Annotated in this window: 24 protein-coding genes; 9 read left to right on the top strand and 15 right to left on the bottom strand. The window is 64.1% G+C overall.

Features of this window, described 5'->3' with window-relative positions; genetic code table 11:
• Positions 1 to 153: 153 nt before the first annotated feature.
• The 3 genes from JQ628_RS29015 (at position 154) to JQ628_RS29025 (ending at position 2,152) form a co-directional block, all read left to right on the top strand.
• Positions 154 to 891, top strand: coding sequence for a competence/damage-inducible protein A (locus JQ628_RS29015; protein ID WP_212228374.1), 738 nt, complete (start codon positions 154 to 156; stop codon positions 889 to 891).
• A gap of 25 nt (positions 892 to 916) precedes the next feature.
• Positions 917 to 1,429, top strand: a complete 513-nt coding sequence (gene gpt / locus JQ628_RS29020; protein WP_212228501.1) for a xanthine phosphoribosyltransferase — start codon at positions 917 to 919, stop codon at positions 1,427 to 1,429.
• A 105-nt stretch (positions 1,430 to 1,534) separates the two neighbouring features.
• Positions 1,535 to 2,152, top strand: coding sequence for a hypothetical protein (locus JQ628_RS29025; protein ID WP_212228376.1), 618 nt, complete (start codon positions 1,535 to 1,537; stop codon positions 2,150 to 2,152).
• A 3-nt stretch (positions 2,153 to 2,155) separates the two neighbouring features.
• On the opposite strand, the gene JQ628_RS29030 is transcribed toward JQ628_RS29025, so the two are convergent.
• The gene (locus JQ628_RS29030) at positions 2,156 to 3,178 is read right to left on the bottom strand and encodes a methionine synthase (protein ID WP_212228378.1); all 1,023 of its coding nucleotides are present in this window, start codon (positions 3,176 to 3,178) and stop codon (positions 2,156 to 2,158) included.
• 129 nt (positions 3,179 to 3,307) lie between these two features.
• Here JQ628_RS29030 and JQ628_RS29035 point away from each other — a divergent pair, with 129 nt between their 5' ends.
• The 3 genes from JQ628_RS29035 to JQ628_RS29045 all read left to right on the top strand — a co-directional run bounded on the left by JQ628_RS29035 (position 3,308) and on the right by JQ628_RS29045 (position 5,744).
• Entirely contained in the window at positions 3,308 to 4,012 is a 705-nt protein-coding gene (locus tag JQ628_RS29035; RefSeq protein WP_212228380.1) for a glutathione binding-like protein, read from the top strand.
• Between the two features lie 143 nt (positions 4,013 to 4,155).
• Positions 4,156 to 4,767, top strand: coding sequence for a 2-hydroxychromene-2-carboxylate isomerase (locus JQ628_RS29040; RefSeq protein WP_212228382.1), 612 nt, complete (start codon positions 4,156 to 4,158; stop codon positions 4,765 to 4,767).
• A complete protein-coding gene (locus JQ628_RS29045; RefSeq protein ID WP_212228384.1) occupies positions 4,767 to 5,744 on the top strand; it encodes an NADPH:quinone oxidoreductase family protein in 978 nt (325 codons plus the stop codon). The genes JQ628_RS29040 and JQ628_RS29045 overlap by 1 nt, the downstream gene beginning before the upstream one ends.
• An 875-nt stretch (positions 5,745 to 6,619) precedes the next feature.
• Here JQ628_RS29045 and JQ628_RS29050 read toward each other — a convergent pair.
• The 9 genes from JQ628_RS29050 to JQ628_RS29090 all read right to left on the bottom strand — a co-directional run bounded on the left by JQ628_RS29050 (position 6,620) and on the right by JQ628_RS29090 (position 17,517).
• A complete protein-coding gene (locus JQ628_RS29050) occupies positions 6,620 to 7,510 on the bottom strand; it encodes a crotonase/enoyl-CoA hydratase family protein (RefSeq protein ID WP_212228386.1) in 891 nt (296 codons plus the stop codon).
• Positions 7,511 to 7,645: 135 nt separating this feature from the next.
• Complete coding sequence (locus JQ628_RS29055) at positions 7,646 to 9,067, bottom strand: amidase (protein ID WP_212228388.1); 1,422 nt, start codon at positions 9,065 to 9,067, stop codon at positions 7,646 to 7,648.
• The gene (locus JQ628_RS29060; RefSeq protein WP_212228390.1) at positions 9,060 to 10,232 is read right to left on the bottom strand and encodes a M20 aminoacylase family protein; all 1,173 of its coding nucleotides are present in this window, start codon (positions 10,230 to 10,232) and stop codon (positions 9,060 to 9,062) included. Before JQ628_RS29060 ends, JQ628_RS29055 begins: the two co-directional genes overlap by 8 nt.
• A gap of 6 nt (positions 10,233 to 10,238) precedes the next feature.
• A complete protein-coding gene (locus tag JQ628_RS29065) occupies positions 10,239 to 11,762 on the bottom strand; it encodes a M81 family metallopeptidase (RefSeq protein ID WP_212228392.1) in 1,524 nt (507 codons plus the stop codon).
• A gap of 189 nt (positions 11,763 to 11,951) precedes the next feature.
• The gene (locus tag JQ628_RS29070) at positions 11,952 to 13,592 is read right to left on the bottom strand and encodes an ABC transporter ATP-binding protein (RefSeq protein WP_212228400.1); all 1,641 of its coding nucleotides are present in this window, start codon (positions 13,590 to 13,592) and stop codon (positions 11,952 to 11,954) included.
• A 115-nt stretch (positions 13,593 to 13,707) separates the two neighbouring features.
• On the bottom strand, positions 13,708 to 14,595 hold the full coding sequence (locus JQ628_RS29075; protein WP_212228401.1) for an ABC transporter permease: 888 nt from the start codon (positions 14,593 to 14,595) through the stop codon (positions 13,708 to 13,710).
• Between the two features lie 12 nt (positions 14,596 to 14,607).
• On the bottom strand, positions 14,608 to 15,549 hold the full coding sequence (locus tag JQ628_RS29080) for an ABC transporter permease (protein ID WP_212228403.1): 942 nt from the start codon (positions 15,547 to 15,549) through the stop codon (positions 14,608 to 14,610).
• 139 nt (positions 15,550 to 15,688) lie between these two features.
• Positions 15,689 to 16,384, bottom strand: coding sequence for a DNA-3-methyladenine glycosylase I (locus JQ628_RS29085; protein WP_212228405.1), 696 nt, complete (start codon positions 16,382 to 16,384; stop codon positions 15,689 to 15,691).
• A gap of 2 nt (positions 16,385 to 16,386) precedes the next feature.
• Positions 16,387 to 17,517, bottom strand: a complete 1,131-nt coding sequence (locus tag JQ628_RS29090) for a M20/M25/M40 family metallo-hydrolase (protein ID WP_212228407.1) — start codon at positions 17,515 to 17,517, stop codon at positions 16,387 to 16,389.
• Between the two features lie 254 nt (positions 17,518 to 17,771).
• Between JQ628_RS29090 and JQ628_RS29095 the strand changes: the two genes are divergently transcribed.
• Positions 17,772 to 19,373, top strand: a complete 1,602-nt coding sequence (locus JQ628_RS29095; protein ID WP_212228409.1) for an ABC transporter substrate-binding protein — start codon at positions 17,772 to 17,774, stop codon at positions 19,371 to 19,373.
• Positions 19,374 to 19,661: 288 nt separating this feature from the next.
• Here JQ628_RS29095 and JQ628_RS29100 read toward each other — a convergent pair whose 3' ends face one another.
• Both JQ628_RS29100 and JQ628_RS29105 read right to left on the bottom strand, forming a co-directional pair.
• The gene (locus JQ628_RS29100; protein WP_212228411.1) at positions 19,662 to 20,510 is read right to left on the bottom strand and encodes an aspartate dehydrogenase; all 849 of its coding nucleotides are present in this window, start codon (positions 20,508 to 20,510) and stop codon (positions 19,662 to 19,664) included.
• A 33-nt stretch (positions 20,511 to 20,543) separates the two neighbouring features.
• Positions 20,544 to 21,404, bottom strand: coding sequence for an alpha/beta fold hydrolase (locus JQ628_RS29105; RefSeq protein WP_212228413.1), 861 nt, complete (start codon positions 21,402 to 21,404; stop codon positions 20,544 to 20,546).
• 212 nt (positions 21,405 to 21,616) lie between these two features.
• On the opposite strand from JQ628_RS29105, the gene JQ628_RS29110 reads away from it, so the two are divergent.
• A complete protein-coding gene (locus JQ628_RS29110; protein ID WP_212228415.1) occupies positions 21,617 to 22,138 on the top strand; it encodes a DUF1993 domain-containing protein in 522 nt (173 codons plus the stop codon).
• A gap of 126 nt (positions 22,139 to 22,264) precedes the next feature.
• Here JQ628_RS29110 and JQ628_RS29115 read toward each other — a convergent pair whose 3' ends face one another.
• Positions 22,265 to 22,813, bottom strand: a complete 549-nt coding sequence (locus JQ628_RS29115; protein ID WP_212228417.1) for a TMEM175 family protein — start codon at positions 22,811 to 22,813, stop codon at positions 22,265 to 22,267.
• Positions 22,814 to 23,423: 610 nt separating this feature from the next.
• Here JQ628_RS29115 and JQ628_RS29120 point away from each other — a divergent pair.
• Positions 23,424 to 23,861, top strand: a complete 438-nt coding sequence (locus JQ628_RS29120) for a twin-arginine translocation pathway signal (protein ID WP_212228419.1) — start codon at positions 23,424 to 23,426, stop codon at positions 23,859 to 23,861.
• Between the two features lie 38 nt (positions 23,862 to 23,899).
• On the opposite strand, the gene JQ628_RS29125 is transcribed toward JQ628_RS29120, so the two are convergent.
• Entirely contained in the window at positions 23,900 to 25,102 is a 1,203-nt protein-coding gene (locus tag JQ628_RS29125; RefSeq protein ID WP_212228421.1) for an FAD-dependent monooxygenase, read from the bottom strand.
• A gap of 7 nt (positions 25,103 to 25,109) precedes the next feature.
• Entirely contained in the window at positions 25,110 to 25,355 is a 246-nt protein-coding gene (locus JQ628_RS29130) for a zinc-finger domain-containing protein (protein WP_212228423.1), read from the bottom strand.
• Between the last annotated feature and the right edge of the window lie 80 nt (positions 25,356 to 25,435).

Raw genomic sequence — 25,435 nt, forward strand, 5'->3', positions numbered from 1 at the left:
AGCGCGATATGCATCGGCTTGCGGCATTTGCTAGGAATGGTTACGGGGCGTGCCCGAAAAATTGGCGGAGGCCTGCCTGTTTCGGCAGCAAAACCCCGTGACTTCAAGGCGTTGGCCCGGCAAAGTAAAATGGACGGGTTACGAGGTGGAATGATGAGCGAGATCGTTACGGCGGGCATATTGGTGATCGGCGACGAGATCCTGTCCGGCCGGACCAAGGACAAGAACATCGGCTTCATCGCCGAGTACCTGACCAATATCGGCATCGACCTGAAGGAAGTCCGCATCGTCGCCGATGACGAGGCCGACATCGTCGATGCGCTGAACGCGCTGCGCAAGCGCTACACTTATGTCTTTACGACGGGCGGCATCGGGCCGACCCATGACGACATCACGGCCGACAGCGTGGCCAAGGCGTTCGGCGTCGACATCCACCATCATCCCGAAGTGGTGGCGCGCTTCCGCGAGCGCTGGAGCGAGCAGGATCTCAACGAGGCGCGGCTGCGCATGGCGCGCGTCCCTGATGGCGCCGAGCTGATCCAGAGCGCGACCATTCTGGCGCCGGGCTTCAAGCTCGACAACGTCATCACGATGGCCGGCATCCCCTCGATCATGCAGGCGATGATGGACATCGTGGCACCGAAGCTGAAATCGGGCGTGCGGATGCTGTCGGACTCGGTGCGGGCCAATGCGCGGGAGGGCGACATCGGCGGACCGTTGCGGGACATCGCCATTGCCCATCCCGACACCATCATCGGCAGCTATCCGTTCCAGGACGAGAACAAGCAGCCGAACACCAATCTCGTCGTCCGCTCGCGCGATCCGGACAAGCTTGCCGCCGCGATGAATGCGGTGAAAGAGATGCTCGCCGGTCTGCAAGTGCAGCGGTAGAGGATCCAGTCGAAACGGAAACAGCATCGTGGACAGAACGACCGAGCCTTCCGCCGGCAAACCGTTTCCGGTTTCCTGGGATCAATTTCACCGGGATTGCCGCGCGCTGACCTGGCGGCTCGCCGAGATCGGCCCGTTCCATGCCGTGGTTGCGATCACGCGCGGCGGGCTGGTGCCGGCCGCGATCGTTGCGCGCGAGCTTGGGCTTCGCACCATCGATACCGTGTGCATTGCCAGCTACGACCATACCAAGCAGGGCGACCTGCAAGTCCTCAAGGGTGTCTCGGAGGACGTGGCAAAGCTCGGCGGCGGCACCGGCAAGGGGCTGTTGATCGTCGACGACCTCGTCGATACCGGCAAGACCGGGCGGCTGGTGCGCGCTTTGATGCCGGATGCGCATTTTGCCACCGTCTACGCCAAGCCGCTGGGACGGCCGCTGGTGGACACCTACATCACCGAGGTGTCGCAGGACACCTGGATTCATTTTCCATGGGACACCGCGCTGTCGTATCAGCCGCCGCTGCGGGGCGGGAGGTAGCGAGATGGCCGTCATTGCGAGCGAAGCGAAGCAATCCATGGCGCCACAGGAAAGATGGATTGCTTCGTCGCTTCGCTCCTCGCAATGACGGGGATGGCGCGGCCCATGCCCCTGCAAAACCGCGTCACCCCTTTCGGCGACATCGTCGCCACCCCGCATCGCGGGCTGTTCACCGGCAACCGCGGCATCATCCACGACCCCGCGACAAAGACCTTGCTCAACAAGCGCTGGTCGAGCCCGGCCTGGCTGGTGTGCCTGTGCGAATACAAGGGCAAGCGTCGCAAGGTGATGGGCGGGCGAAGCTGGACCGAACTGTTCTTCCTCGATGAAGCCACCGCGCTCGCGGCGGGGCATCGCCCCTGCTTCTATTGCCGGCGCGAGGACGCCAACCGGTTTCGCGATTGCTGGGAGGAGGGCAATGGCGTCAGCCGCGTGCTGGCGCGCGACATCGATGCCGTGCTTCATCGTGAGCGATTGCTGCGCGGCAAGAAGCGGCTGTACCCGCTGGAGGTGCCGCTTCGGGAATTGCCTGATGGCGCGATGCTCGGGGAAGGCGCGCAGAGCCACCTGGTGGTGCGGGGGCGGGCGCTAACATGGTCGCCATCCGGCTATCAGGAAGGGCCAACCGCGATCTGGGGCGGCATGCTGCTGACGCCGCCTTCGACGTTGCGGGCATTGGCTGCGGGATATAGTCCGGTGCTGCATCCGAGCGCCATGACGTAGACCTCACCCGAACCGCTGCCGCGCCAGCTTTGCGCCAGCCCCAAGCGCGACCAGCTTTGCTTCCGCAATATCCCGCCGCATCGGCGCCATGCCGCAATTGGTGGTCGCGATGATGTCGCTGCGGGCGACGAATTTCGAGACGTCGTCGATCACCTTGCAGACCTCTTCGGCCGTTTCGACCGTGTCGCTGGCGACATCGATCACGCCGGCCTGGATCTTCTTGCCCTTCAGCAGTGCGAGCAGGTCGAGCGGCACCTTTGAATTGCGGCATTCGATCGCGACCTGCTGGATCGAGCTTTTGGCGATCGCCGGAAAGATCTCTTCGTATTGCCGCCATTCGCCGCCGAGTGTTTGCTTCCAGTCGACGTTGGCCTTGATGCCGTAGCCGTAGCAGATGTGTACGGCAGTGGCGCATTTCAGGCCTTGCGCCGCGCGCTCCAGCGCCTGGATGCCCCAGACCGGTACCTCGTCCATGAAGACGTTGAAGGCCGGCTCGTCGAACTGGATCATGTCGATGCCGTCGGCCTCCAGCGCCCTGGCTTCCTCGTTCAGCAGTTCGGCAAAAGCGAAGGCCATCTTGACCCGGTCGCCATAGTGACTGTCGGCGAGCGTATCGATGATGGTCATCGGGCCGGGCAGGGTGAATTTGAGTTTTCGCGCGGTATGGGTGCGTGCGACGCGCGCCTCGTCGGCATGGACGCGGCCCTTCAACGTCAGCGGCGCCACCACCTGCGGCACCATCGCCTTGTAGCGGTCTTTTCGGATGCCCATCTCGACCTTGTGGGCGAAATCGATGCCGTCGACCTTTTCCAGAAAGCCGTGCACAAAATGCTGCCGCGCCTGCTCGCCCTCGGTGAGGATGTCGATGCCGGCGTCTTCCTGCATCTTCACCACCAGCAGCGTGGCGTCGCGCTTGGCGCGCGCGAGCTCGTCGCCCTTGGCCTTCCAGGGTGCCCAGAGCATGTTCGGCTCGGCCAGCCATTCCGGCTTCGGCAGCGAGCCCGCGATGGTGGTTGGAAACAGCATGGGAGCCTCCCGGATGGCGTGATCTGGTTGTGATTGAGCGCCTGTCTGCCATGTCTTATGGTCGAGGTACAGAACAACGAAAGTCCCACCGGCGGCCGGCGAGTGGGCAAAGGGAGCCAAAGGAGGAGCATGATCGACCTGCATTACGCGCCGACGCCGAATGGCTGGAAAATCTCGATCATGCTGGAGGAACTCGGGCTTCCCTATCGGGTGATCCCGGTCAACATTCGCGCCGGCGAGCAGTTTCGCCCGGAGTTTCTGGCTATCAGCCCGAACAACCGCATTCCCGCGATCGTCGATCATGCGCCGGCCGATGGCGGGACGCCGTTTTCGGTGTTCGAGACCGGCGCCATCCTGATTTATCTGGCTGAGAAGACCGGGCGCTTCTTGCCCACTGATATGCGCCGCCGTTCGCGGACCGTGCAATGGGTGATGTGGCAGATGGGCGGGCTCGGGCCGATGCTCGGCCAGCACGGCCACTTTGCACTCTATGCCGCGGAAAAAATTCCCTACGCCATCGAACGCTACCGCGACGAGGCGGCGCGGCTCTACGGCGTGCTCGACCGGCAGCTCGGCAAGACCGGGGCCTATGTTGCGGGCGATGAATATTCGGTCGCCGACATCGCCTGCTTTCCGTGGACGATGACCCACAAGGCGCAGGGCTTTACACTCGACGATTATCCCAATGTGAAGCGCTGGTACGCGGCGGTGCGCGCCAGACCGCAGGTGCAGGCGGGGCTTGCGATCGGCAAATTCGTGAAGGAGCCGTTCGACGAGGAGGCGCGGAAAGTCATGTTCGGAAAAATGGCCAAGGAAGTGCTGGGAAAGGGCTAGCTGTTCTCACATCGTCATTGCGAGCGAAGCGAAGCAATCCAGCTTCCTTTCGCGGCGACAAGAAAGATGGATTGCTTCGTCGCTTCGCTCCTCGCAATGACGGTGGAGGGAGGCGGGACAAAATCAACTAGAGGAAACCCCACATGATCGAATTTTTTTTCGACTGCTCCAGCCCCTGGACCTATCTCGCCTTCCACAACATCCAGCCGCTGGCGAAAGAACTAGGCGTCGAGATCGCCTGGCGGCCGATCCTGGTCGGCGGTATCTTCAACACCGTCAACCCCAGCGTCTATGCCTCGCGCGAGACGCCGGTGCCGCTGAAGGCGCGGTACATGAAGAAGGACCTGGAGGACTGGGCGCGCTCGGCGGGGCTGGCGATCAAGATGCCGCCGACAGTGTTTCCGGTGAACAGCGTCAAGGCAATGCGCGGCTGCATCTGGCTCGGCAACAAGGACATGGTGCCGTTCGCGCGCGCGGTGTTCGAGGCGTATTGGGGCGAGGACAAGGACATCTCAAAGGACAGCGTGCTCGGCGAACTGTGCCAGCGCGTCGGCGTCAACACGGATAAATTCTTTGCCGGGATAGGCGAGCAGGCGATCAAGGACCAGCTCAAGGCCAATACGGATGAGGTGATCGCGCGCGGCGGCTTCGGTTCGCCCACGATCTTTGTCAACAAGACCGACATGTATTTCGGCAACGACCGCATGCCGCTGATCCGCGAAGCGATCCTGCGCCTGCAAGCGAAGGCGGCCTGATGCCAAAAATCGTCGTCTGCCGTGAGCTCGGGCCGCCCGAGAATTTGCGGCTGGAAGAAATTGCCTCCCCACCGCTGGGGCCGGGCGAAGTCCGCGTCGCCATCCGCGCCGCCGGGCTGAATTTTCCCGATGTGCTGATGGCCGCGGGCGAATACCAGCTCAAGCCGCCGCTGCCGTTCACGCCCGGCATGGAGGCGGCGGGCGAGGTGGTGGAGGTAGATAGCGCGGTGAGCGGCGTTGCGGTTGGCGCCAGGATGATTGTGAAGATGCGCCATGGCGCGTTTTGCGAGGAAGCGGTGGTGACGCCGGCGCAGCTCACGCCGATGCCGTCCACTTACGACTATGCGGAAGCGGCGACCTTCCTCGCGGCGCATGGCACCGCCTATCACGCGCTCATCGATCGCGGGCAGGTCCGGCCCGGCGAAGTGCTGCTGGTGCACGGCGCGGGTGGCGGCGTCGGCCTTGCCGCGGTCGAGATGGGCAAGCTGCTTGGCGCCACTGTCATTGCGACCGCTTCGAGCGACGAGAAGCTCGAGATCGCAAGATCGCGCGGCGCCGATCATCTCGTGCGGTACGACAAGGAGCCGTTCCGCGACGCCGTAAGGCGCATCACCGACGGCCGCGGTGCGGATGTCGTGTTCGATCCGGTCGGCGGCGAGGTGTTCGAGAACTCGATGCGCTGCATCAACTGGGGTGCGCGGCTGTTGGTGATCGGTTTCACCGGCGGCATTGGATCGGCGAAGACCAATCTGCTGCTGATCAAGGGCGCGAGCGTGCTGGGCGTACGGGCCGGGGAGGCGGTGCGGAAGAATCCGGCGCTGGGTGAAGTGAGGATCAAGCGGCTTTTGGAATGGGCGGAGGCCGGGAAGCTGCTGCCGAACGTATCGCACCGCCTGCCGCTTCAGGACTACGCGAAGGCGATGCGGCTGTTGATCGAGCGCAAGGCGATCGGCCGCGTGGCGCTGGTGATGGATTGATCCCCGCCGCAGCCACGAGAAACAGGATTCCGCTCAACCAAAGCGGCTAGGGCATGATCCGGACCCGCAGGGCCGCGTCAGCGCAAAGTGGACACCGGTTTTCCCTGCGACAAACGCGAAGCGTTTGCGCGGAGATCATGCTCAAACAAAAAGACAGAGCGGGATGACGATTCGAAGAAAAGTCATCCCGCTCTAGGGTCGATCTCGTTCATGAAGATGAATGGGGAACTCGACGGGATCGGTTGCAACTTGTCGCACAGGCAACCCTTGCGTCCCCGATTTTCTGAGCGCACACTCGCCACCTCCAGCGCTACCATAAGAACGGAGGATGCAGACCATGCCTCTGGTCAAGAAAGCTTCGAAGCAGAAGCGCACAACCCAGGCCGCAGCCGTAACGGTCCTGGGTGCCACCGGCCTGAGTTTTTCGCTGCTGGGTAACGCATCAGCGTCCGCGGTGCCCGCTGCTGATATCGCGCCATCTGACAATACCTCGCCCAACCAGCGCTTTATTCTTAGCGAAGAGGAAATGGCCGACGTCAGTCTCGCCACGTTCCATCTCTTCGATAAGGAAAGCCTTGGCAGCGGCGTGCAGCTGGCAGCCCGCGGGTGCGGCCGTGGCTGCGCGGCCCGCGGCTGCCGTGGCTGTGCGGCCCGTGGCTGCCGTGGCTGCGCCGTCCGTGCCTGCCGTGGCTGCGCGGTTCGTGGCTGTGCGGTCCGTGCCTGCGCAGTCGGCTGTGCTGTCGGCAGCTGTTGCGCATCCTGGGGATATTGCCGCGTGTGCTAGGTCCCGCGACCTGCACCGAGCGGCTTGACGAAATGCTGGCCGATCCGGGCGCGTGAAGCCGCGCCGGAGCGATGACACCGTCGCTGTCGCCCTATTTATAATCCCGCTCGTCCCACCACGGAAAGTAATCCGGCATGTCGCTGGACACCTTGTTCTTGAATTGCGCCGGGCGCTTCTCCAGGAACGAGACGACGCCTTCCTTGACGTCATCCGAGCGGCCGCGGGCGTAGATGCCGCGGCTGTCGACCTTGTGGGCTTCCATCGGATCGTCGGCGCCCAGCATGCGCCACATCATCTGGCGGATCAGCGCCACCGATACCGGCGCGGTCTTTGCCGCGATCTCCTTTGCCAGCGCGCGGGCGGTGGGGAGCAGGTCGTCCGGCGGCACCACCTTGCTGACGAGGCGGCCGGCCAGCGCTTCCTGCGCGGGGAAGACACGGCCGGCGTAGCACCACTCCAATGCTTGCGAGATGCCGACGATGCGCGGCAAAAACCAGCTCGAGGCGGCTTCCGGCACGATGCCGCGCTGGGAGAACACAAAGCCGAAGCGCGCAGCTTCCGAGGCGATGCGGATGTCCATCGCGAGCTGCATGGTGACGCCGATGCCCACGGCAGGCCCGTTCACCGCCGCGATCACGGGCTTGAGCGATTTGAAAATGCGCAAGGTCACCTGGCCGCCGCCGTCGCGCACTTTCGGATCGCTGTAATCGACCGCGCCGCTGGCGAGACGCTTGACCGGCCCGCGTCGGGCGTCGCGGTCGAAGGTGTTAGCGCCGGAGGAGAGGTCGGCGCCGGCGCAGAAGGCGCGGCCTTCGCCGGTGACGATAATGGCGCGGATGTTGTCATCCGCGTCGGCGGCATCGAACGCGGCGATCAGCTCCTGCTGCATCTGGCCAGTGAAGGCGTTGAGCTTTTCCGGCCGGTTCAGCGTGATGGTGAGGATGTTTTCGGCGACCTCGTATTTGATCGTCTCATACGCCATGGCGTTTCCTTCATTTTTGCGCGTCATTGCCGGGCTTGACCCGGCAATCCATCCCTTTCTTATGAAGAAGATGGATGCGCGGGTCGAGCCCGCGCATGACGACTGTGCTTGGTCGCCGTGACTTGCGCTTACACGCTACTTCGTCGGCGGACTTGGCCACGGCTTCTGCGTCCCGCGCAGGCCTTCAAATGCCTTGGCCATGCCGAGCACGCCGATGTCGTCGAAGCGGCGGCCGATGATCTGCACGCCGATCGGAAAACCGTTCTTGTCGTAGCCGCCATTGATGCTGAGGGCGGGATTCTCCGACATGTTCCAGGGCACGGTGTAGCAGATGTGCTCGAACGGCTTTGCGGGGTCGTTGAGCGGTGCGGCGAATTCGGCGGGAAAGTTCACCACCGGCGACACCGGCGAGATTACGTAATCGAGCTCGCAGAACAGCTTTGCTGCCGCCGCGCGGATCGCCATGGTCTGGTTGAAGCCGTTGACGACATCGACGCCGGAGAGCTTTGCGCCGGCTTCGCCCCACTGATAGATATAGGGCAGCGTTTTCGCGCGTTCCTGCTCGGACAGTTTCAAGAGCTCGCCCCACATGCGCGCGCGCCAGAAATTATCGAGGCCCTCCAGCATTTCGCGCGTCAGGAAGCCGTCGATTTCGGTGACGACAGCGCCGGCGGCTTCGAACGCTTTCGCAGCCTTGACCGCGACTTCGCGCACCGGCTTTTCCAGCGCCTGTCCGACGCCGAGATCGAGCATCAGGCCGAGCCGCAGTTTTCGCGGGGACTTTTCCAAAACCTTCCAGTTGATGTCATGGGCAGGCAGGCTCATGCCGTCGCGGCGGTCGGGCTTTGACAGCACGCTCATCATCAGCGCGGCGTCGTCCACCGTGCGCGTCATCGGACCCGCGACGCGGCCGACATAGGGCGGATCGATCGGGATGCGGCCGAGGCTCGGTTTGAGCGCGACAAGGCCGCACCAGTTCGCCGGCAGCCGGACCGAGCCGCCGATATCGGTGCCGAGATGCAGCGGGCCGTAGCCGGCCGCGCCTGCGGCGCCCGCGCCGGAGGAGGAGCCGCCGGGGTTCTTGGCCAGATCCCAGGGATTGCGGGTGAGGGGGTGGAAGCTCGACAGGCCCGACGACAGCATGCCGTAATCCGGCATCGTCGTTTTGGAGAAGATCACCGCGCCGGATTCGCGCAGGCGCGCCACCGGCGGCGCATCGCGCTCGGCCGGGATCAGCGGCAGGCTGGCGGTACCGAGCGGCGATGGCTGGCCCTTGGTGGCGATATTGTCCTTGATGGTGACCGGTACGCCGTCGAGCGTGCCGTGCGGCTCGCCCTTGTCCCAGCGTTCGGTCGAGGACTTTGCCGCCTTGCGCGCGCCATCTGGGTCGAAGAGGTAGAGCGCCTTGATGTGCGGCTCCCACACTTCGATATGCGACAGCACGTCCTCCAGCACTTCGGACGGCGTGAATTGCTTGGCGCGATAGCCGGCAATCAGGTCGGTGGCGGAAAGGTCGTGCAGTGAGGTGACGGCATCGTCGGTTTCGATCTTATGCATGGGCACCTGCCGGAAGCCGGGTTTCGATAATGCGGGCGAACATGCTTGCCCCAACGGGCAAAATCTTGTCGTCGAGGACATAGCCGGGATTGTGCACGGGCACCGAGCCGTCATGGCCGATCCAGAAATAGGCACCGGGCACCGCCATCATCATGTCGGCAAAATCCTCGCTGCCCATCTTGGGCTGCGCGCGCGTAAAGACCTTTGCCGGATCGACCACGGTTCTGGCCACCTGTTCGACCACGCGCGACTGTTCTTCCTGGTTGACCAGCACGCTGAAGATGTCGCGGATGTCGACGGATATCTCGACCTGGTAGGCCGCCGCCATGCCGGCGCAGAGTGCGCGCATCCGCTCGCGGATCAGCGCACGCACCTCATCGGAGAAGGCGCGCACGGTGCCGCAGAGCTTTGCTTCGCCCGGAATGACGTTATAGGCGGAGCCGGCGTGGAGCTGGGTGATCGACAGCACCGCCGCCTGTAGCGGATCGACATTGCGGCTGACGATGGTCTGGAGCGACTGCGTCAGCGCGGCGGCGATGATAACGGGGTCCTTGGAGCGTTCCGGCATCGCGCCATGCGCGCCATAGCCGTCGATCACGATGTCGAAGAAATCGGCGCCGGCCATCGCGGGGCCAGGCAGGATGGCGATCTCGCCGTGATTGAGATCGGGCGCATTGTGCAGCCCGTAGACCTCGTCGCAGGGAAATTTTTCGAACAGCCCGTCCTTGATCATGGCGCGGGCGCCGCCGAGACCTTCCTCGGCCGGCTGGAAGATGAAATGCACCGTGCCGTCGAAATTGCGGGTTTCGGCGAGGTAACGCGCGGTGCCGAGCAGCATGGTGGTGTGGCCGTCATGGCCACAGCCGTGAAAGCGGCCAGGAATGGTCGAGCGCCAGCGCAGATTGGTGTTTTCCTCCATCGGCAGCGCGTCCATGTCGGCGCGCAGCCCGATGCGCTTGTTGCCGCTGCCCTTGCCCTTGAGCACGCCGACCACGCCGGTACCGCCGAGGCCGCGATGCACCTCGATGCCCCAGCCCTTCAGCTTTTCGGCGACGATGCCGGATGTGCGCACCTCCTCGAAGCCGATCTCGGGATGGGCGTGCAGATCCCGCCGGATCGCGGTGAGTTCGTCGGCAAAGCCGTCGATGCGTTCGATATTGGGCATTCGTTTCTATCCCGTTGAGCGTGACTTGGTCGAAGGGTTGAAGGCGGGGCCGTTCGGCTTGATGCGAATGCCGGGACGCAGCCGCGTCCAGGGCAGATCGGCGGTGTCGGCCGGCATTGCGCCGGGCGCGGCGCAGATCAGGAGTGTTTCAGCGATCGGCTCGAAATCGGCGCGGAAATGCACGGAGCTCTTGTTGACGAGGATTTTTTGCTCAGTCGGCTCGATGCCGACATAGCGGTACATCGCCTGATCGGCGAGCTGCGCCTTGTGCGAGCTCACGACGACTCTGATATCACCGATGCGAAGGCAGGCCGACGGCCCCATGTCCATGTCACGGCCGCCGTAATAGGGGCCGGGGGCCACAAACTTTCCGTCCGACAGCTTTTCGACGACAAAGCTTTCCTTGTAGGGCGCATCGCCTGATATGCCGGACTTGCCGCCCAGCGCCAGCGTCACGATGGCGCCAACGCCGGCGGTATGGGCGGCCTTCGCCGATTGCGGGTCGTAGATCACGCCTGTTGCGGCGCGACTCGCCTTGTTGCGCACCAGGGCGCGCAGCATGCCTGTGGTGTCGGAATCGCCGCCGGCGCCGGGATTGTCCTGGGTATCGGCAATGACAATCGGCTTGCTTGCGGTCTTCGCCAATTCCATCGCGTGGCGTACGCCGTCGTCAGGCGAATAGATGCGGCCGTCGAAATCGTCCTCGTGGCCCTCGATGATCGCAGCAATCCTGTCGGCCGCCGCGTCGGCATCGGCCTGTGTCTTGCCATAGGCGAACACGCTCGGTCCACAATCCCTGAAATCGGCGGCGGGAAAGCCCGGCGCAAAGGACAGTGTCGGCACGCTGTCGCTCTCGAGTGCGGCGAGCTTTTCGTAGATCGATTTGGTCGGCTGGTCGTTGGTGCACTGCCAACTGATCGGAATCAGGAACGGCAATTGCCGGAACGCCTTTGCAAAACGCTGCTTCGTCTTCAGCATCAGCGCGAGATGTTTTGCGCCGGCGCGGCCGGTGTCGGCCATGTCGACATGCGGATAGGTACGGTAGGCGATCAGCGCATCGGCATGCTCGACCATTTCCGGCGTGACGTTGGCGTGCAGATCGAGGCTCGCGACCAGCGGCACGTCCGGACCAATCACCTTGCGCACGCGCGCGAGGATTTCGCCTTCGCCGTCGTCGAGATGTTCGGTGACCATCGCACCATGCAGGTCGAGATAGACGGCATCGAGCTTTCCCGCATTGGCAATGCCGTCGACCATCACCTTGACGATACGCTCGAATGCATCCTCCGTGACATGCGCGCAGGGGCTGGCGCCGCAAGCGATCGTCGGGACCAGTTCCCAGCTATTGGCTTCCGCGGCCTCGATAAAGCCTGCCAGGCCGACATTGATCCTGCGCATTACCTTGAGCACGTCGGCGCCCAGCGTCATCGAGGGCCAGCCGCCGCCATGCACGAAATCGGCATAGGTCGCCTTGGTCGGCGCGAACGTATTGGTCTCGTGCAGAAAGCCGCCGACGGCGATGCGGGTCATCTGAAGGTCTCAGCCATGGTCCGTGGCCGACGACGTTAAGCGGGTCGCTGCGCGAAGTGCAAGCCGCGGAGCAATTCCGTTTTGCATGGTGCCCTCTCGTCATTGCGAGCGAAGCGAAGCAAAATCCAGCTTCCTTCGCCGCAACAAGAAAGCTGGATTGCTTCGCTTCGCTCGCAATGACGGAGAGAGCTATTCCGCAGCCACTGAAACAGGCCTGAAATTGGCAAAATCCCAGCCGCGGCCGGGGGCGGCATCCAGCAGGGCGCGGGTATAGGCCTGTTTGGGGTGAGTGAGCACTTCCGCCGCCGGTCCCTGTTCGACGATTTTTCCATGCTGCATCACGGCAACGTCGTCGCAGATTTGCGCGGCGACGCGCAGGTCATGGGTGATGAATAAGAGCGCGATGCCGAGCCGCTTCTGAATTTCATCCAGCAGTTCCAGCACCTGCGCCTGCACGGAGACGTCGAGCGCGGAGACCGCTTCATCGGCGACCAGCACGTCCGGATCGAGCGCGAGCGCGCGGGCGATGGCGATGCGCTGGCGCTGGCCGCCGGAGAACTGGTGCGGATAACGCGAGATCGCATCCGGCGGCAGATCGACCAGTTCCAGCAGTTCGCGCGCTTTCGCCAGCGCCTCGCTGCGCGGCATGCCGTAATTGATCGGGCCTTCGGCGATGGTTTCGCCGATGGTGACGCGCGGGTTGAGCGAGCGATAGGGGTCCTGGAAGATGATCTGGATTTTCTTGCGGTGCGGCCGCAGCAGGCCGCGCGGCAGATCGGAGATTTCGCGCCCCGCCAGCCGTACGCCGCCGGAGGTCGGATCGATCAGGCGGACGATGCAGCGCGCCACCGTCGATTTGCCGGAGCCGCTTTCGCCGACGATGCCGAGTGTGCGCCCCTTGCGCAGCGTCAGCGTCACGTCCTTGGCGGCGGCCACCTCGCGGGTTTTGCCGAGGAAGGAGCGCTCGCGATAGATCTTTGCGAGTTCGTTCGCTTCGAGGACGACCGGCTCCTTCGTCTCTGGCCGCGGCGCACGCGGTACGAGGCTGGGCACGGAAGAGAGCAGGTTGCGGGTGTATTCCATCTGCGGCGTGCGCAGGATGGTGTCGAGCGCGCCGGTCTCCACCAACTGGCCGTTGCGCATCACGGCGACGCGGTCGGCGATCTCCGCGACCACGCCCATGTCGTGGGTGATGAACAGCACGGCGGTGCCGTGGTCGCGTTGCAGATCACGGATCAGGGTGAGGATCTGCTTCTGGGTGGTGACGTCGAGCGCGGTGGTCGGCTCGTCCGCGATCAGGAGTTTCGGTTCCAGCACCAGCGCCATTGCGATCATGATGCGTTGGCGCTGGCCGCCGGAGAGGCGGTGCGGGTAGGAGGCGAAGATGCGCTCCACGTCGGGCAGCCGCACGTGCTCCATCATTGCCAGGATTTTCTGCCGCCGTGTGCGCGCATCGAGATCGGTGTGAACGCGCAGGACTTCGTCGATCTGGCGGCCGACCGGCACCACCGGATTGAGCGCCGTCATCGGCTCCTGGAAGATCATCGCCATCCGGGTGGCCCGGAGTTGCCGCAAGCGCCGGTCGCTGGCGCCGAGCAACTCTTCGCCGACCAGCTTGATGCTGCCGCCGGATGGGGCCAGCGCGCCTTTCTGTAGCAGGCCCATCACCGCGAGCGAGGTGACCGACTTGCCCGAGCCGCTCTCGCCGACTACGCACAGCGTCTCGGCGTTGCGCACCTGCAACGAGACGCCGTCGATGATGCGCTTGCCGGTGCCGTGCTTGTTGAGGCCGACGACGAGACTGTTGATGTCGAGGACGAGGTCAGTCATGGCAACGCCTCTCTCCGCCCGTCATTGCGAGGAGCGAAGCGACGAAGCAATCCAGCTTCCTTGCTGCGGCAAAGCTGGATTGCTTCGCTTCGCTCGCAATGATGGTGACAGGCCATCATTTCCCCTCCCGCTGCTTCATGCGGGGATCGAGCGCGTCGCGCGCGGCATCGCCGATCAGGTTAATGCTCAAAATCGCGATCGACAGCATCAGGCCGGGCCAGAAGATCAGCGACGGCTTGACCTGGAAGAAGGCTCGGCCCTCGGCCATGATGTTGCCCCAGGTCGGCGTCTCCGGGCTGATGCCGGCGCCGAGGAAGGACAGGATCGCTTCAGTGAGGATCGCGGAGGCGCAGACATAGGTACCCTGGACGATCAGCGGCGCGATCGTGTTCGGCATCAGGTGCCGGATCATGATCTTTGGCAGGCTGGAGCCGACCGAGATCGCGGCTTCCACATAGGGCTCTTCGCGCGCCGACAGCACGACCGAACGCACCAGCCGCGCCACGCGCGGGATTTCCGGAATGGTGATGGCAACCAGCACGGTCCACAGGCTGGCGCCGGAGAGCGAAACCACGGCGATCGCCAGCAGGATCGCGGGGATCGCCATCAGGCCGTCCATGATCCGCATCATCACGGCGTCGACCCAGCGGAAGAAGCCGGAGACGAGGCCGATCAACAGGCCGATGCTGATCGAGCAGATGGCCGCGCCGATGCCGATCAGCAGCGAAATGCGCGCGCCATAGATCACGCGTGACAGGAGATCGCGGCCATAGGCGTCGGTGCCGAGCCAGAATTCCGTGCTCGAAGGCTTCAGCCGCATCGCCGGCGCCAGCTTGATCGGATCATGCGGCGCCAGCAGCGGCGCCAGAATCGCCATCGCGATGATCAGCGCGAGGCAAATGCTCGCCACCGTAATGATGGGCGAGCCCGTCAGAAATCCGAAGCGCGGCCGGAACGGCGTCGTGATCGGTATCGACGGTTCGGGAAGAGTTTCGATCGCCATTGCTGCCGGACCTCAATAACGAATTCTGGGATCGAGCAGCGTGTAGGCGAGGTCGATCAGCAGGTTGACGGCGACATAGATGCCTGATGTGAGCAGGATCATGGCCTGGATCACCGGATAGTCGCGCGCCAGCACCGCATCGACGGTGAGGCGGCCGATGCCCGGCAGGTTGAACACGCTCTCGGTAACGACGACGCCCGAGATCAGCAGCGCAAAGCCGGTGCCGATCACGGTGATCACGGGCACCGCGGCATTGCGTAGCGCATGGCGCAGCAGCACGCCGCCCTCGGCGATGCCCTTGGCGCGCGCCGTGCGCACATAATCTTCCCCGAGCACGTCGAGCATCGATGCGCGCGTCATGCGCGCGATCAGCGCGACATAGATAAAGGAGAGGGTGCAGGTCGGCAGCACGATCCGATCGAACCAGGGACCAACGCCGTTCCACAGCGTGCGGAATCCCTGCACCGGGAACCAGCGCAGATCGATGGCGAAGACCTGGATCAGCACATAGCCGATCACGAACACCGGCACCGAGAAGCCGATCACGGAGAGGCCCATCACAAAGCGATCGATCCAGGTGCCGTGCTTCCATGCCGCGATCACGCCGAGCGGGACCGCAACCAGGATCGAGAGGATGATCGTAGAGAGCGCGATGGTGATCGACGGCTCGAGGCGCTGGCTGATCATCTTCAGCACCGGCACGTTCGAGATCAGGGAGACGCCGAGATCGCCGCTGAGGAGCTTCCCGATCCAGGTGAAGAACTGGATGTGCAGCGGTTCGTTGAGGCCGAGCGAGGTGCGGATGCGATCGAGCTGCTCGGGTGTGGCGTTGTCGCCGGCGAGGATCGCGGCGGGATCGCCCGGCGTCAGCCGCAGCAACAGGAACACGAACAGCGCGACCACGCCCATCACGGGGATGGCGGCGAGAATGCGGCGAAGGAGATATCCGAGCATGCGGCGCTTAAGCCCTGGCCTGTGGTTCAACGCCCAATGGTGAACGCCTTCTCATGTTTCGTAAATCGGTCATTGCCTGCATTTCTGGCATACTTTGGTGGTGCAAGCACCATGCCATCGAGGCTTCGATTGACGCAGCCTAGGGCTGACGGTTTTCGCCGACCGAGAGCGCGCAAATCCGCGAAAGATGCGTATAGGGCAGGCCGGTTTCCTCGGCCCAGGCGTTGAATTGCGCCTGCACTTTCGCAAGATCGCTCTTTGACTTCGGTTCCTCCGCGATGTCGAGGCCGGCCTCGCGCAGGCACGCTACCACGTCCTTTGAGGTGACGAAGCCGTCCCATCCGACGAAGCGCAAGAGCATCTGCCCGGTGTTGCCGCCGAGCCGGCTGCCGCGCTTTGCGAGCAGATCGAGCAAGCCGACTTCATCGGAGGCAGGCCAACTGGCGAGGAACTTGCCGAAGCTGCCGTGTTCCTTTGCAGTCTCCTGCACGAATTGTGCGTTCTCGCGCACCGACATGATCTTGGCGCCATTGCGCACGATGCGCTTGTCATCCATCAGGCCGTCCCAGAATTCATCCGGCTGGAACAACAGCTTCGCCGGCTTGAAGCCGAGAAAGGCCTTTTCGAAATCCGGCCATTTGTTCTCGATCACGCTCCAGGCAAAGCCGGCGCAAAACACCCGCTGTGTCATTTCGGCGAGAATGCGGTCATCGCCGAGTTTGGCGAGCGCCTTGATGTCCGGCTTGCCGGGCAGCAATTTCACGAGCGCTTTCGGCCCGCCCTTGCGCTTCTCGGCGCGGGCGCGAATGATCTTGAACGAGGTCGCGCTCGCCATCGCTATTCCAGCGTCGCGAGCAGCCCGGCCATCAGCCGGCCGCGCTCGGCGAGGCTGTCGACCTCGATATGCTCGTTGAGGGTGTGGGCATCGGCACCGCGCACGCCAAGGCCGTCGAGCGTCGGCACGCCCATCGCACCGGTGAAGTTGCCGTCGGAGCCGCCGCCGGCGCTGCCATGCGGCAGCTCGAGACCCATCTGCGCGGCAAGACCCTTGGCCTTTTCATACAGCGCCATGGTGCCGGCATCCGGCTCCCACACCGGGCGGGTGACGCCGCGCGTCACCTTGAAGGTGACGTCGTTCGACGTGCCCGACAGCGCCAGCATTCTTTCCACGCCGCGGTCGAGATCGGCCTGGCGCTTGGCCATGCTCAGCGCCTCGCCGGTGCAGGTGGTGGCGACGCAGTTCACCCACTGGCCGCCATGCACGATGCCGACCGAGAAGGTGCAGTCTTCCGTGGTCATGCCGTCGATCTCGATGATGCGCCGCGCCATCTCGCGGATGGCGGAGCGGCCGGAGGAAAGCGTGGCGCCGGCATGGCTCGGCTTGCCGATCGCTTCCAGATTGAAGCGTGCGATCGCATAGCGCCCGGTGACGACGCCGTTGTTGGGCCGGCCCGGCTCCGGCACCAGTACGTACTTGTTGCGCGCCGCTTCCGCCTCGATGAGGTCGCGCACGGAAGGGGTGCCGACTTCCTCGTCCGGCGTGAACAGCACGGTGATCGGCAATGGCGTCGTGAAGGACGCGCGCGCCAGTTGGCGGATCGCCTCCAGCGACAAATAGCTGCCGCCCTTCATGTCGAAGATGCCGGGGCCGAAGCATTTGTTGCCCTCGCGCCGGAAGGTCAGCTTCTCGATGGTGCCGACGGGATGCACGGTATCCATATGGCCGGCGATCAGTATCCCCGGCTCGCCCTGCTTGGGGTGCGGGAAGCGCGCCCGCACGCAGCCGGCAAAACCCTGGCGGCCGGCGATGCGCTCGATCGTCGCACCCATGATCGCCATATCGCGCGCGGCCATGTCGAGCATGCGCTCCACGGCGGCAGAGTCCCAAGTCGGGCTTTCGCACTCCACCCAGGTGCGCAGACCCTGCAACATGGCTTCGGAATCAAAGGGAAGATTGGCTGGGTTCATTTTGATTTCTCTTGTTCTTCCTGATTTTCGGACGCGACGTTCGCCCTTCGCGCACCGGGAGAATGTTTGCCGCAGCGGATTTGTAAAGCGAAACCTCCGGAGGAAGACGCCAGGGCGAAAGCCGATTGACGCCAAACGCGCTTGGTGCAAGTCTCGATTAGCCAAGATTTACAGCGTGTTAGTTCGCCTAAATAACGAACCACATGCATAATCCGTCAGCGGGCTTTGACCAGTTTCACGTCAGGAGAGAGCGAATGACAGACATCACGCGTTGGAAACGTCCCATGATGGCGGCGGCCTTGTCGGCGCTTGCGCTGGCACTCGGCTCGCCCGCGCTGGCTGCCGGCAAGAAGACCCTCACGGCGGTGATGCATTCGGACCTGCGCGTCATCGATCCCGGCTTCACCACCGCCTACATCACCCGCGACCATGGCTACATGGTCTATGACACGCTGCTGGCGACGGACTCGAACTTCAAGGTCCAGCCGCAGATGGCGGATTGGAAAGTCAGCGACGACAAGCTGACGTACACCTTCACCTTGCGGGACGGCTTGAAGTGGCATGACGGCGCGCCGGTTACGGCGGAAGACTGCGTGGCTTCGCTGAAGCGCTGGGGCCGCAACGATGCGATGGGCCAGAAGCTGATGGATTTCGTCGCCAGCCTCGAGCCGATCGACGCCAAGAGCTTTGCCCTGAAATTGAAGGAGCCCTACGGCCTGGTGCTGGAGTCGATCGGCAAGCCGTCGTCCTACACGCCGTTCATGATGCCCAAGCGGCTGGCGGAGACGCCTGCCGGCCAGCAGATCAAGGAGCAGATCGGCTCCGGCCCGTTCAAATTCGTGCAGGCCGAATTCCAGCCGGGCGTGAAGGCGGTCTATGAGAAAAACACCGACTATGTGCCGCGCAAGGAGCCGCCGAGCTGGACCGCCGGCGGCAAGGTGGTGAAGGTCGACCGCGTCGAGTGGGTGACCATGCCCGACGCGCAGACCGCGGTGAACGCGCTACAGTCCGGCGACATCGATTTTATGGAAAACCCCTCGTTCGACCTGTTGCCGGTGCTCAAGGCCAACAAGGAAATCCAGATCGAGACGCTGAACAAGCTCGGCTTCCAGACGCTGGGCCGGATGAATTTCCTGCTGCCGCCGTTCGACAACGTAAAAGTTCGCCGCGCCGCGTTTCTCGCGATCAACCAGAAGCCGGTGCTCGATGCACTGGTCGGCAATCCCGAATATTACAAGATCTGCGGTGCCTACTTCGTCTGCGGCACGCCGCTGGCGACGGAGGAGGGCTCGGACACCCTGCTCAAGGGCACGGGCCTTGCCGACGCGAAGAAAGCACTCGCCGAGTCCGGCTACGACGGCACCCCGATCGTGATCATGGCGCCGGGCGATGTCGTAACGCTGAAAGCGCAACCCATTGTCGTCGCGCAGCAACTGCGCGACGCCGGCTTCAAGGTCGACCTACAGGCCACCGACTGGCAGACCGTGGTGACCCGCCGCGCCAGCCAGAAGCCGACCAAGGAGGGCGGCTGGAACATGTTCTTCACCAACTGGGTCGGCGCCGACGTGATGAACCCGATCGCCAACGCCTCGATCGGCGGCAAGGGCACCAAGGGCGGCTGGTTCGGCTGGGCGGAGGATGCCAAGATCGAGCAGTTGAAGGACTCCTATGCACGTTCGACCTCTCCTGACGAGCAGAAGAAGATCGCCGGCGAAATCCAGAAGCAGGCGTTCGAGCAGGTGATCTACGTGCCGCTCGGGCAATATCTCGCGCCGAGCGCCTGGCGGAAGTCGCTGTCGGGCGTGCTCGACGGCCCGGCTACACCGATCTTCTGGAATATCGACAAGAGCGAGTAGGAGAGCGCGAAGTTCCTTTCATGCGAATGGCCGGGATTTGTCCCGGCCATCTTGCGTTTTGTGGATCAGCAATGGCTGTCGCGTACCAGTTCCGGTCCGTCATTGAGAAGCGGCGGACCGCTGTTGGCCGATGGTTCGCGTCGAACTCGCGAATCCTTGGGCTCTTTGCGCTGGGTGGCATGATCCTGCTGTGAAGTCTGTTCGCTGGCCATAGGTCGTTGCTCCAAATTGCTGCATGACAACAATTTGGGGACGGACAGGTTCCTGCGCAGCGGCGGGAACCGCAGATCAGCCAACCCGTAACGGGGCGCTCAATTTTCGTAAGGCTGAGATCACCGACAGCGCCGTGATGCGGCCGGTCTTGGGATTTTCGGAGGGAACATTCTCGATCGTCATCGAGAAGCTCGCGGCGTCAGCGACCACGTCCACCCGGTGGACGTTGCGTTCGAGCGCGGGATCGGCCCAGATCTCCAGCGTCGTCTCATCCGCGCCGATGCCGGCGAGCGAAAGCGCGACGGCCACATTGAGGTTGGCGGGGAAGCCGATCGCCGCCTCGCGCGGCGTGCCGCTGAAGATGCGCAAGGGCGCCTTGATATCGGCGATATCGATGTTGTGCTCGACCAGATAGGGCGCGCCGGCAAGGCCGCGCACCGGCTTGCGCGTCACCATGCGCACCGAATGGATTTTGCCTTCCGCGGCGGCCGTCACCGCATCGAGGCCGAGCAGGGCGCCGCTCGGCACGATGATCTGGCCGCCGCTTCGCCGAGCCAGCGCAATCAGATGTTCATTGGATAGGATGGCGCCGACGCTCAGCACGATGACGGATTTTCCAGCGCGCAGGAACGGTTCCGCGATCTCGGGCAACAGTTTTGCCGGCGCGCATTCGACGACGATATCGGCAAGCGGCTCGAGCTCGGCGAGCGGCACAATCGGCACCTGTCGGCCGAGATGCGAAAGCCGCCCGGCGGCCTTGGTGCGGTCATTGGCGGAGACAGCCGCCAGCACGCAGCCTGGAATGTCCCGGTCCAGCGCTTCGGCGACCTTGAACCCGATCGCGCCGAGCCCCGCGATTGCAACCCGCAGATCCGCCTTCGGGCGGTGAGAGGCGCTGCGCTCGCTCTGGGTAAGGATGTTCATGGCGGCAGCTTACGCCTCGTGACGCCGCCTGGGCTAGACCGGATGCGCCGCAATGTGTTCCAGCATCAATTCGCTGACGCGCTGCGGGCTTTGGTCGGCGGCAAAATGCCCGACCCCGGGCAGCACCTCGAAGCGATAGGGCGCGGCGATGAAATCGACGGTGCCTTCGGCGGCAAAGCGGCCGACGGTGTCGTCGGCATCGCCCCAGATATAGAGCGTCGGCACGCGGGTTGGGCCGAGCGGCCCGCGGATCGCGCCGCGGGCGCGATACCAGGCAAGCGCGGCTTCCATCGCGCCCTTGTTGCCCAATACGGAAAGATGCTTTTCCGTCGCGGCCGGGGGGACGCCGTTTGCAGCCCAGCGCTCGCGCAGCCATTTGCAATCGTCCGCCAGCACGGCAGCGGCGGCACCCGGCTCGAGGAACGCCCGGTGATGGCGCGAGCGCTGCGCCTGATCGCCGTCCAGCATCTGGAGCGCGCGGTTGAACGCGTTCGGATGCGGCCGCGAGAGAATGGTCAGCGAAGCGACCCGTTCAGGATAGCGGTCCGCCAGCGCCCAGGCGATGCTGCCGCCCCAGTCGTGTCCGGCAAGATGGAAGCGTGCATCGGCGCGGCCGCAGGCGGCGACGATCGCCATCGCATCATCCATCAGGCAATCGATGTGGTAATGCGAGGCTTCGCGCGCATCGGGCCGGGCGCCTGGCGAATAGCCGCGCTGGCTCGGGGCCACCGCGCGGTAGCCGCCATCGCCCAGCGCCTCCAGTTGCGCGTGCCAGCAATGCATGGACTCGGCAAAACCGTGCAACAGCAGCACCAGCGGCGCGCCGTCTTCTCCGGCGGTGAGGGCATCGAAGGCGAGGGTGGAAGAAATCGAAAATTGCGTGAGCTCGACCATGAACGGGATCTGAGAAAAGGATTCTGAAAAATCAAAGGCGGGGCGGGTGTCGACTCGCGACAGCCGGACGGCAGCATCATGGAAGTGACGGTGTTGGGCAAGCCTCGCAAAGCGCCGAAGCCGGTTTGATCTCGTGCCGTGTTCCGATACCATCGGGCAAACCGCATCACCAACGACCCGCGCCAGGCGGGCAACACGAGGAGGTAACAGCCATGGCTATTTCGCTGTACGAAATGAGCGTGCCGACTTACTTGCAGACGCTCGGAGCCGTCGCCGGCTTCATGGAAAAGGGACTTTCCCATTGCAGCGAATGCAACGTCCAGCCGGGCGAGGTGGTCGAGCACCGGCTGTTCGAGGATATGGCGCCGTTCAGCTTCCAGATTCGCTCGGTGGCGCATCATTCGGCCGGTGCGATGGAGGCCCTGAAGACCGGCATCTTCAATCCACCCGGCCGAAGCGAGCCGTTCGACTATGCCGGCCTGCAAAGGCTGGTGGCCGACACGAGGGCCAGGCTGGAAGCGCTGAAACCGGACGAGGTGAACGCGCTCGAAGGCAAGGACGTCGCCTTCCAGTTCGGCGAGACGAAAATTCCGTTCACTGCCGAGTCTTTCGTGCTGTCCTTTTCGCTGCCGAACTTCCACTTCCACGCTACCACCGCCTACGACATCCTGCGCTCGCGCGGCGTGCCGGTGGGAAAGCGGGATTATATGGGGCGGCTGCGGATCAAGAGGTGAGGGCTAGCATGGTCCGGAAAAGTGGGCACCGGTTTTCCCTGCGACAAACGCGAAGCGTTTGCGCGGAGATCATGCTCAAATAAAACGATAGAGCGGGATGACGATTCGAAGAAAAGTCATCCTGCTCTAGCGGCGTGCCAGCCAGCCGACCAGCGGCGCGCCGAATGCCAGGCACCAGATGAATTGCGCGACGAACGGGGCGAAGCAGGCGACGATCGTCCCCAGCACGAAGACGCCCACCGGATAGGTTGCAACCATCAGCAGCGGGCGATCGCCACCTCGCCCGAGGGCGATGAACCACAGCAACGCGTTCAGCGTGGCGATCGTCGTCAGGTGGATTCCGTAGATCACCGCGACCACGCCATCGAGCCGGAAGACGCCGTAGAGGCCGTTCGTCACCGGCAGGATGATGATCGACAGCAGAAAGATCACGTTGAGAAAGACCTCGCCGCGGCTGCCTTCCGGCGCCAGCGCCAGCCGCCGATGATGGCTGAACCAGAACATGCCCGCGACGACGAAGCTGATCGCCAGCGCGATCAGCGGCTGTGCATACGCGCCGACGAGATCCATCCAGCCCGGCGCCTTGGCGAAGCGCCCCGCCTTCGGCAGGTCATAGGCCAGCAGCGTCATCGCCACACCGAAGATGGTGTTGCTGAGCATCTCCAGGCGGCGCATTTCGAAGCGGCCGGTGTCTTGCACGATGTGATCCCCAGTCCGTCTTCGCTCTCACTGCGTTCGAGCTACGCCGGACACCCTTCGCCCTGTCGGCCCGGCGTGGCTGCGCCACGCGTAGCCCGTCAGGGCGAAGCGTGGTGCGGGCAGCCGGACTCGAACCGGCACAGCGATTACTCGCCGAGGGATTTTCGTACCAGCTACGGCTTTCGCCGCCTCACCGTTGCGCGTGCGCGCCCGGCGCGTTTGTGGTCTGGACTATACCTTCACCCTGGGCGCGTTCGCGCCGTTAGGTGCTGCCCGTCTAGTCTCTACACCTTCGCCTCAGCCGGATGGCCGAGGCGCTTGGCTCGGGATTGCCAGCGAAGGTTTCCCCGAATTTGAGCAGTTCTGCACCCTGGGTTTCCCCAAGGGCACTCAATGGTTTAAGTCCCTTGCGTCTACCGATTCCGCCATGCCCGCATCAGTAGTCAGATCAGACACTTACCGTGTTTTCGGCAGAAGTGAAATGAGGATAATCTCTGCCCCTGAACGCGCGGCCAAGGCAAAGCCTCAATCCGGACACGGGTGGCTGCTTTAGGCAATCTCAACATTGTCTGTTTACGAAGCGCCGATGCCCGTTCGTCCTGCCTATCGCCAGCCCCATTCGCGTATGCTCGCGGCGGCCATGCTGCTCGTGCTGGGCGCGGCGTTGTCCGGCTGCTCCAGCATCAGCGACAGCAGCGCGAGTCTCGCGTTTGCCGATCCTGCCAAATACGATCTCTATGAATGCAAGCACCTCGAGCCCGAACGCAAGGCGCTCGCGACGAGGGCGGCCGAATTGCAAGGGCTGATGGCGAAAGCCGAGACCGGCGCCGGCGGTGCGCTCGTGGCGGAGATGGCGTATCGCAACGATTACATCGCCGTCCGCGGCCAGCAGCGGCTGGCCGAACAGGCCTGGCAGCGCAACAAGTGCCGCGAGACGGTGCCGGGTGAAGCCACCGTGGTGACGCCACCGGTAGCGAGGCCGCAGGTCGCGCCGCCCTCGCGGGCGGGCCGTTCCGTCTATTGATCGCCGAAGGTTTCAGGGTGGTCGCTTCACGCGATCCGCTACACCCGCCAGTCAAAAATCCAGTCCTGCCGCGCCAGCATCTGTTTCGGCCCGAGCGCCCGGATGACGAGATCGCGCGCCGCGGCGGCGAGGCCCGACATGTGATAGATGCGGCCCTGGCGCCGCGCGGTGCGCTGCACCCTGGCGATGCGACCGCGCCGCATCCGCGCATAGCGCTTCAGCGCGGCGGCAACGCCATCGGCATTGTCGGTCTTGCCTTCGCTCAGGCATTTCGCCAGCACCGCGGCATCCTCGATCGCCATGCCGGCGCCCTGCGCGGCAAAGGGCAGCATCGCATGCGCAGCGTCGCCGAGTAGCGCGATCGAGCCCTGGTGCCATTCGCCGTCGTCGGGCACGGTGAACAGCGCCCAGCGCCGCCACTCGTCGACCGCGTTGATCAGCATGCGCCCGGTCGCCGGCCAGCGCGAGGAGGCAAACGTGCTCTTGATCTCGTTGGCTTCGCCCGGCGCGCTCCAGCCCGGCCGGTTCCAGGTGCCGGCCACGATCGCCACCACGTTGATCTGGCGGCCGCCCGAGATCGGGTAGGCGACCAGATGCGCGTTCGGTCCCATCCAGAGCTGTACGCGCGGCGAGGTGTATTCGCGCGGCAAAGCGGTGGCGGCGAGCGTGCCACGCCAGGCGATCAAGCCGGAGAACTGCGGCTGCACCTCCGGAAACAGATGGTTCCGCACCGACGACCAGATCCCGTCGGCGCCGATCAGGGCGGTCGCGACGTCCTGCTGGCGCGACAGCCCCTGCCGCTGCACCACGGTCAGTCCGCGCGCGTGCTTGGTGACGTCATCGAACTGGCAGCCGAGGCGCAGCTCGATGTCGGGGTTGTCGTTGACATGCGCCTGGAGCGCCGCCTGCAAATCGGCGCGGTGCACCACCCAATAGGGCGCACCGGCGGCAAAGGTGGCGGCCTGGCCGAGCGGCAGGCGCGAAATCTCCCCGCCCGCGCGCGCGCTCATGATGTTGATGGATTCCGGCATCACCGCGCGCCCCGTGAGCCGCGGTTCCAGCCCGAGCTCGACTAGGATACGGCTGGCATTGGGGGAGAGTTGCAGGCCCGCGCCGGCTTCCTCCAGCTTTTCGGCCTTTTCCAGCAGGACGATGCGAAAGCCCTTTTGGGCGAGCGCCAGCGCCGCCGTCATTCCTCCGATGCCGGCACCAGCGACAACGATGGTGCGCGACAATGCCACCGAAGAATCAGGCGACCTTGTCCTTCAGCACGCATTCGGGAGGGCGGGCTTCGCCGGCCTTGAGGTCGGCCGCAAACCGGTACAGCGTCGAGCAATACGGGCAGATGATCTCGTTGTCGTTGCCGAGGTCGAGGAACACATGCGGGTGGTCGAACGGCGGGTTGGCGCCGACGCACATGAACTCCTGCGAGCCGATTTCGATGACGGGTACGCCGGCGTCGTTGTGGAAGTGCGGAACGACCTGATCGGACATGTGAATTCACCTTGAGTGGCAATGGGAGACGGACGCAATCAGCACGCCGCGGCAGGCTCGAAATGCCGCGCACCATACTT

This window comes from Bradyrhizobium lablabi (genome assembly GCF_018129385.1).
GTDB lineage: Bacteria > Pseudomonadota > Alphaproteobacteria > Rhizobiales > Xanthobacteraceae > Bradyrhizobium > Bradyrhizobium lablabi_C.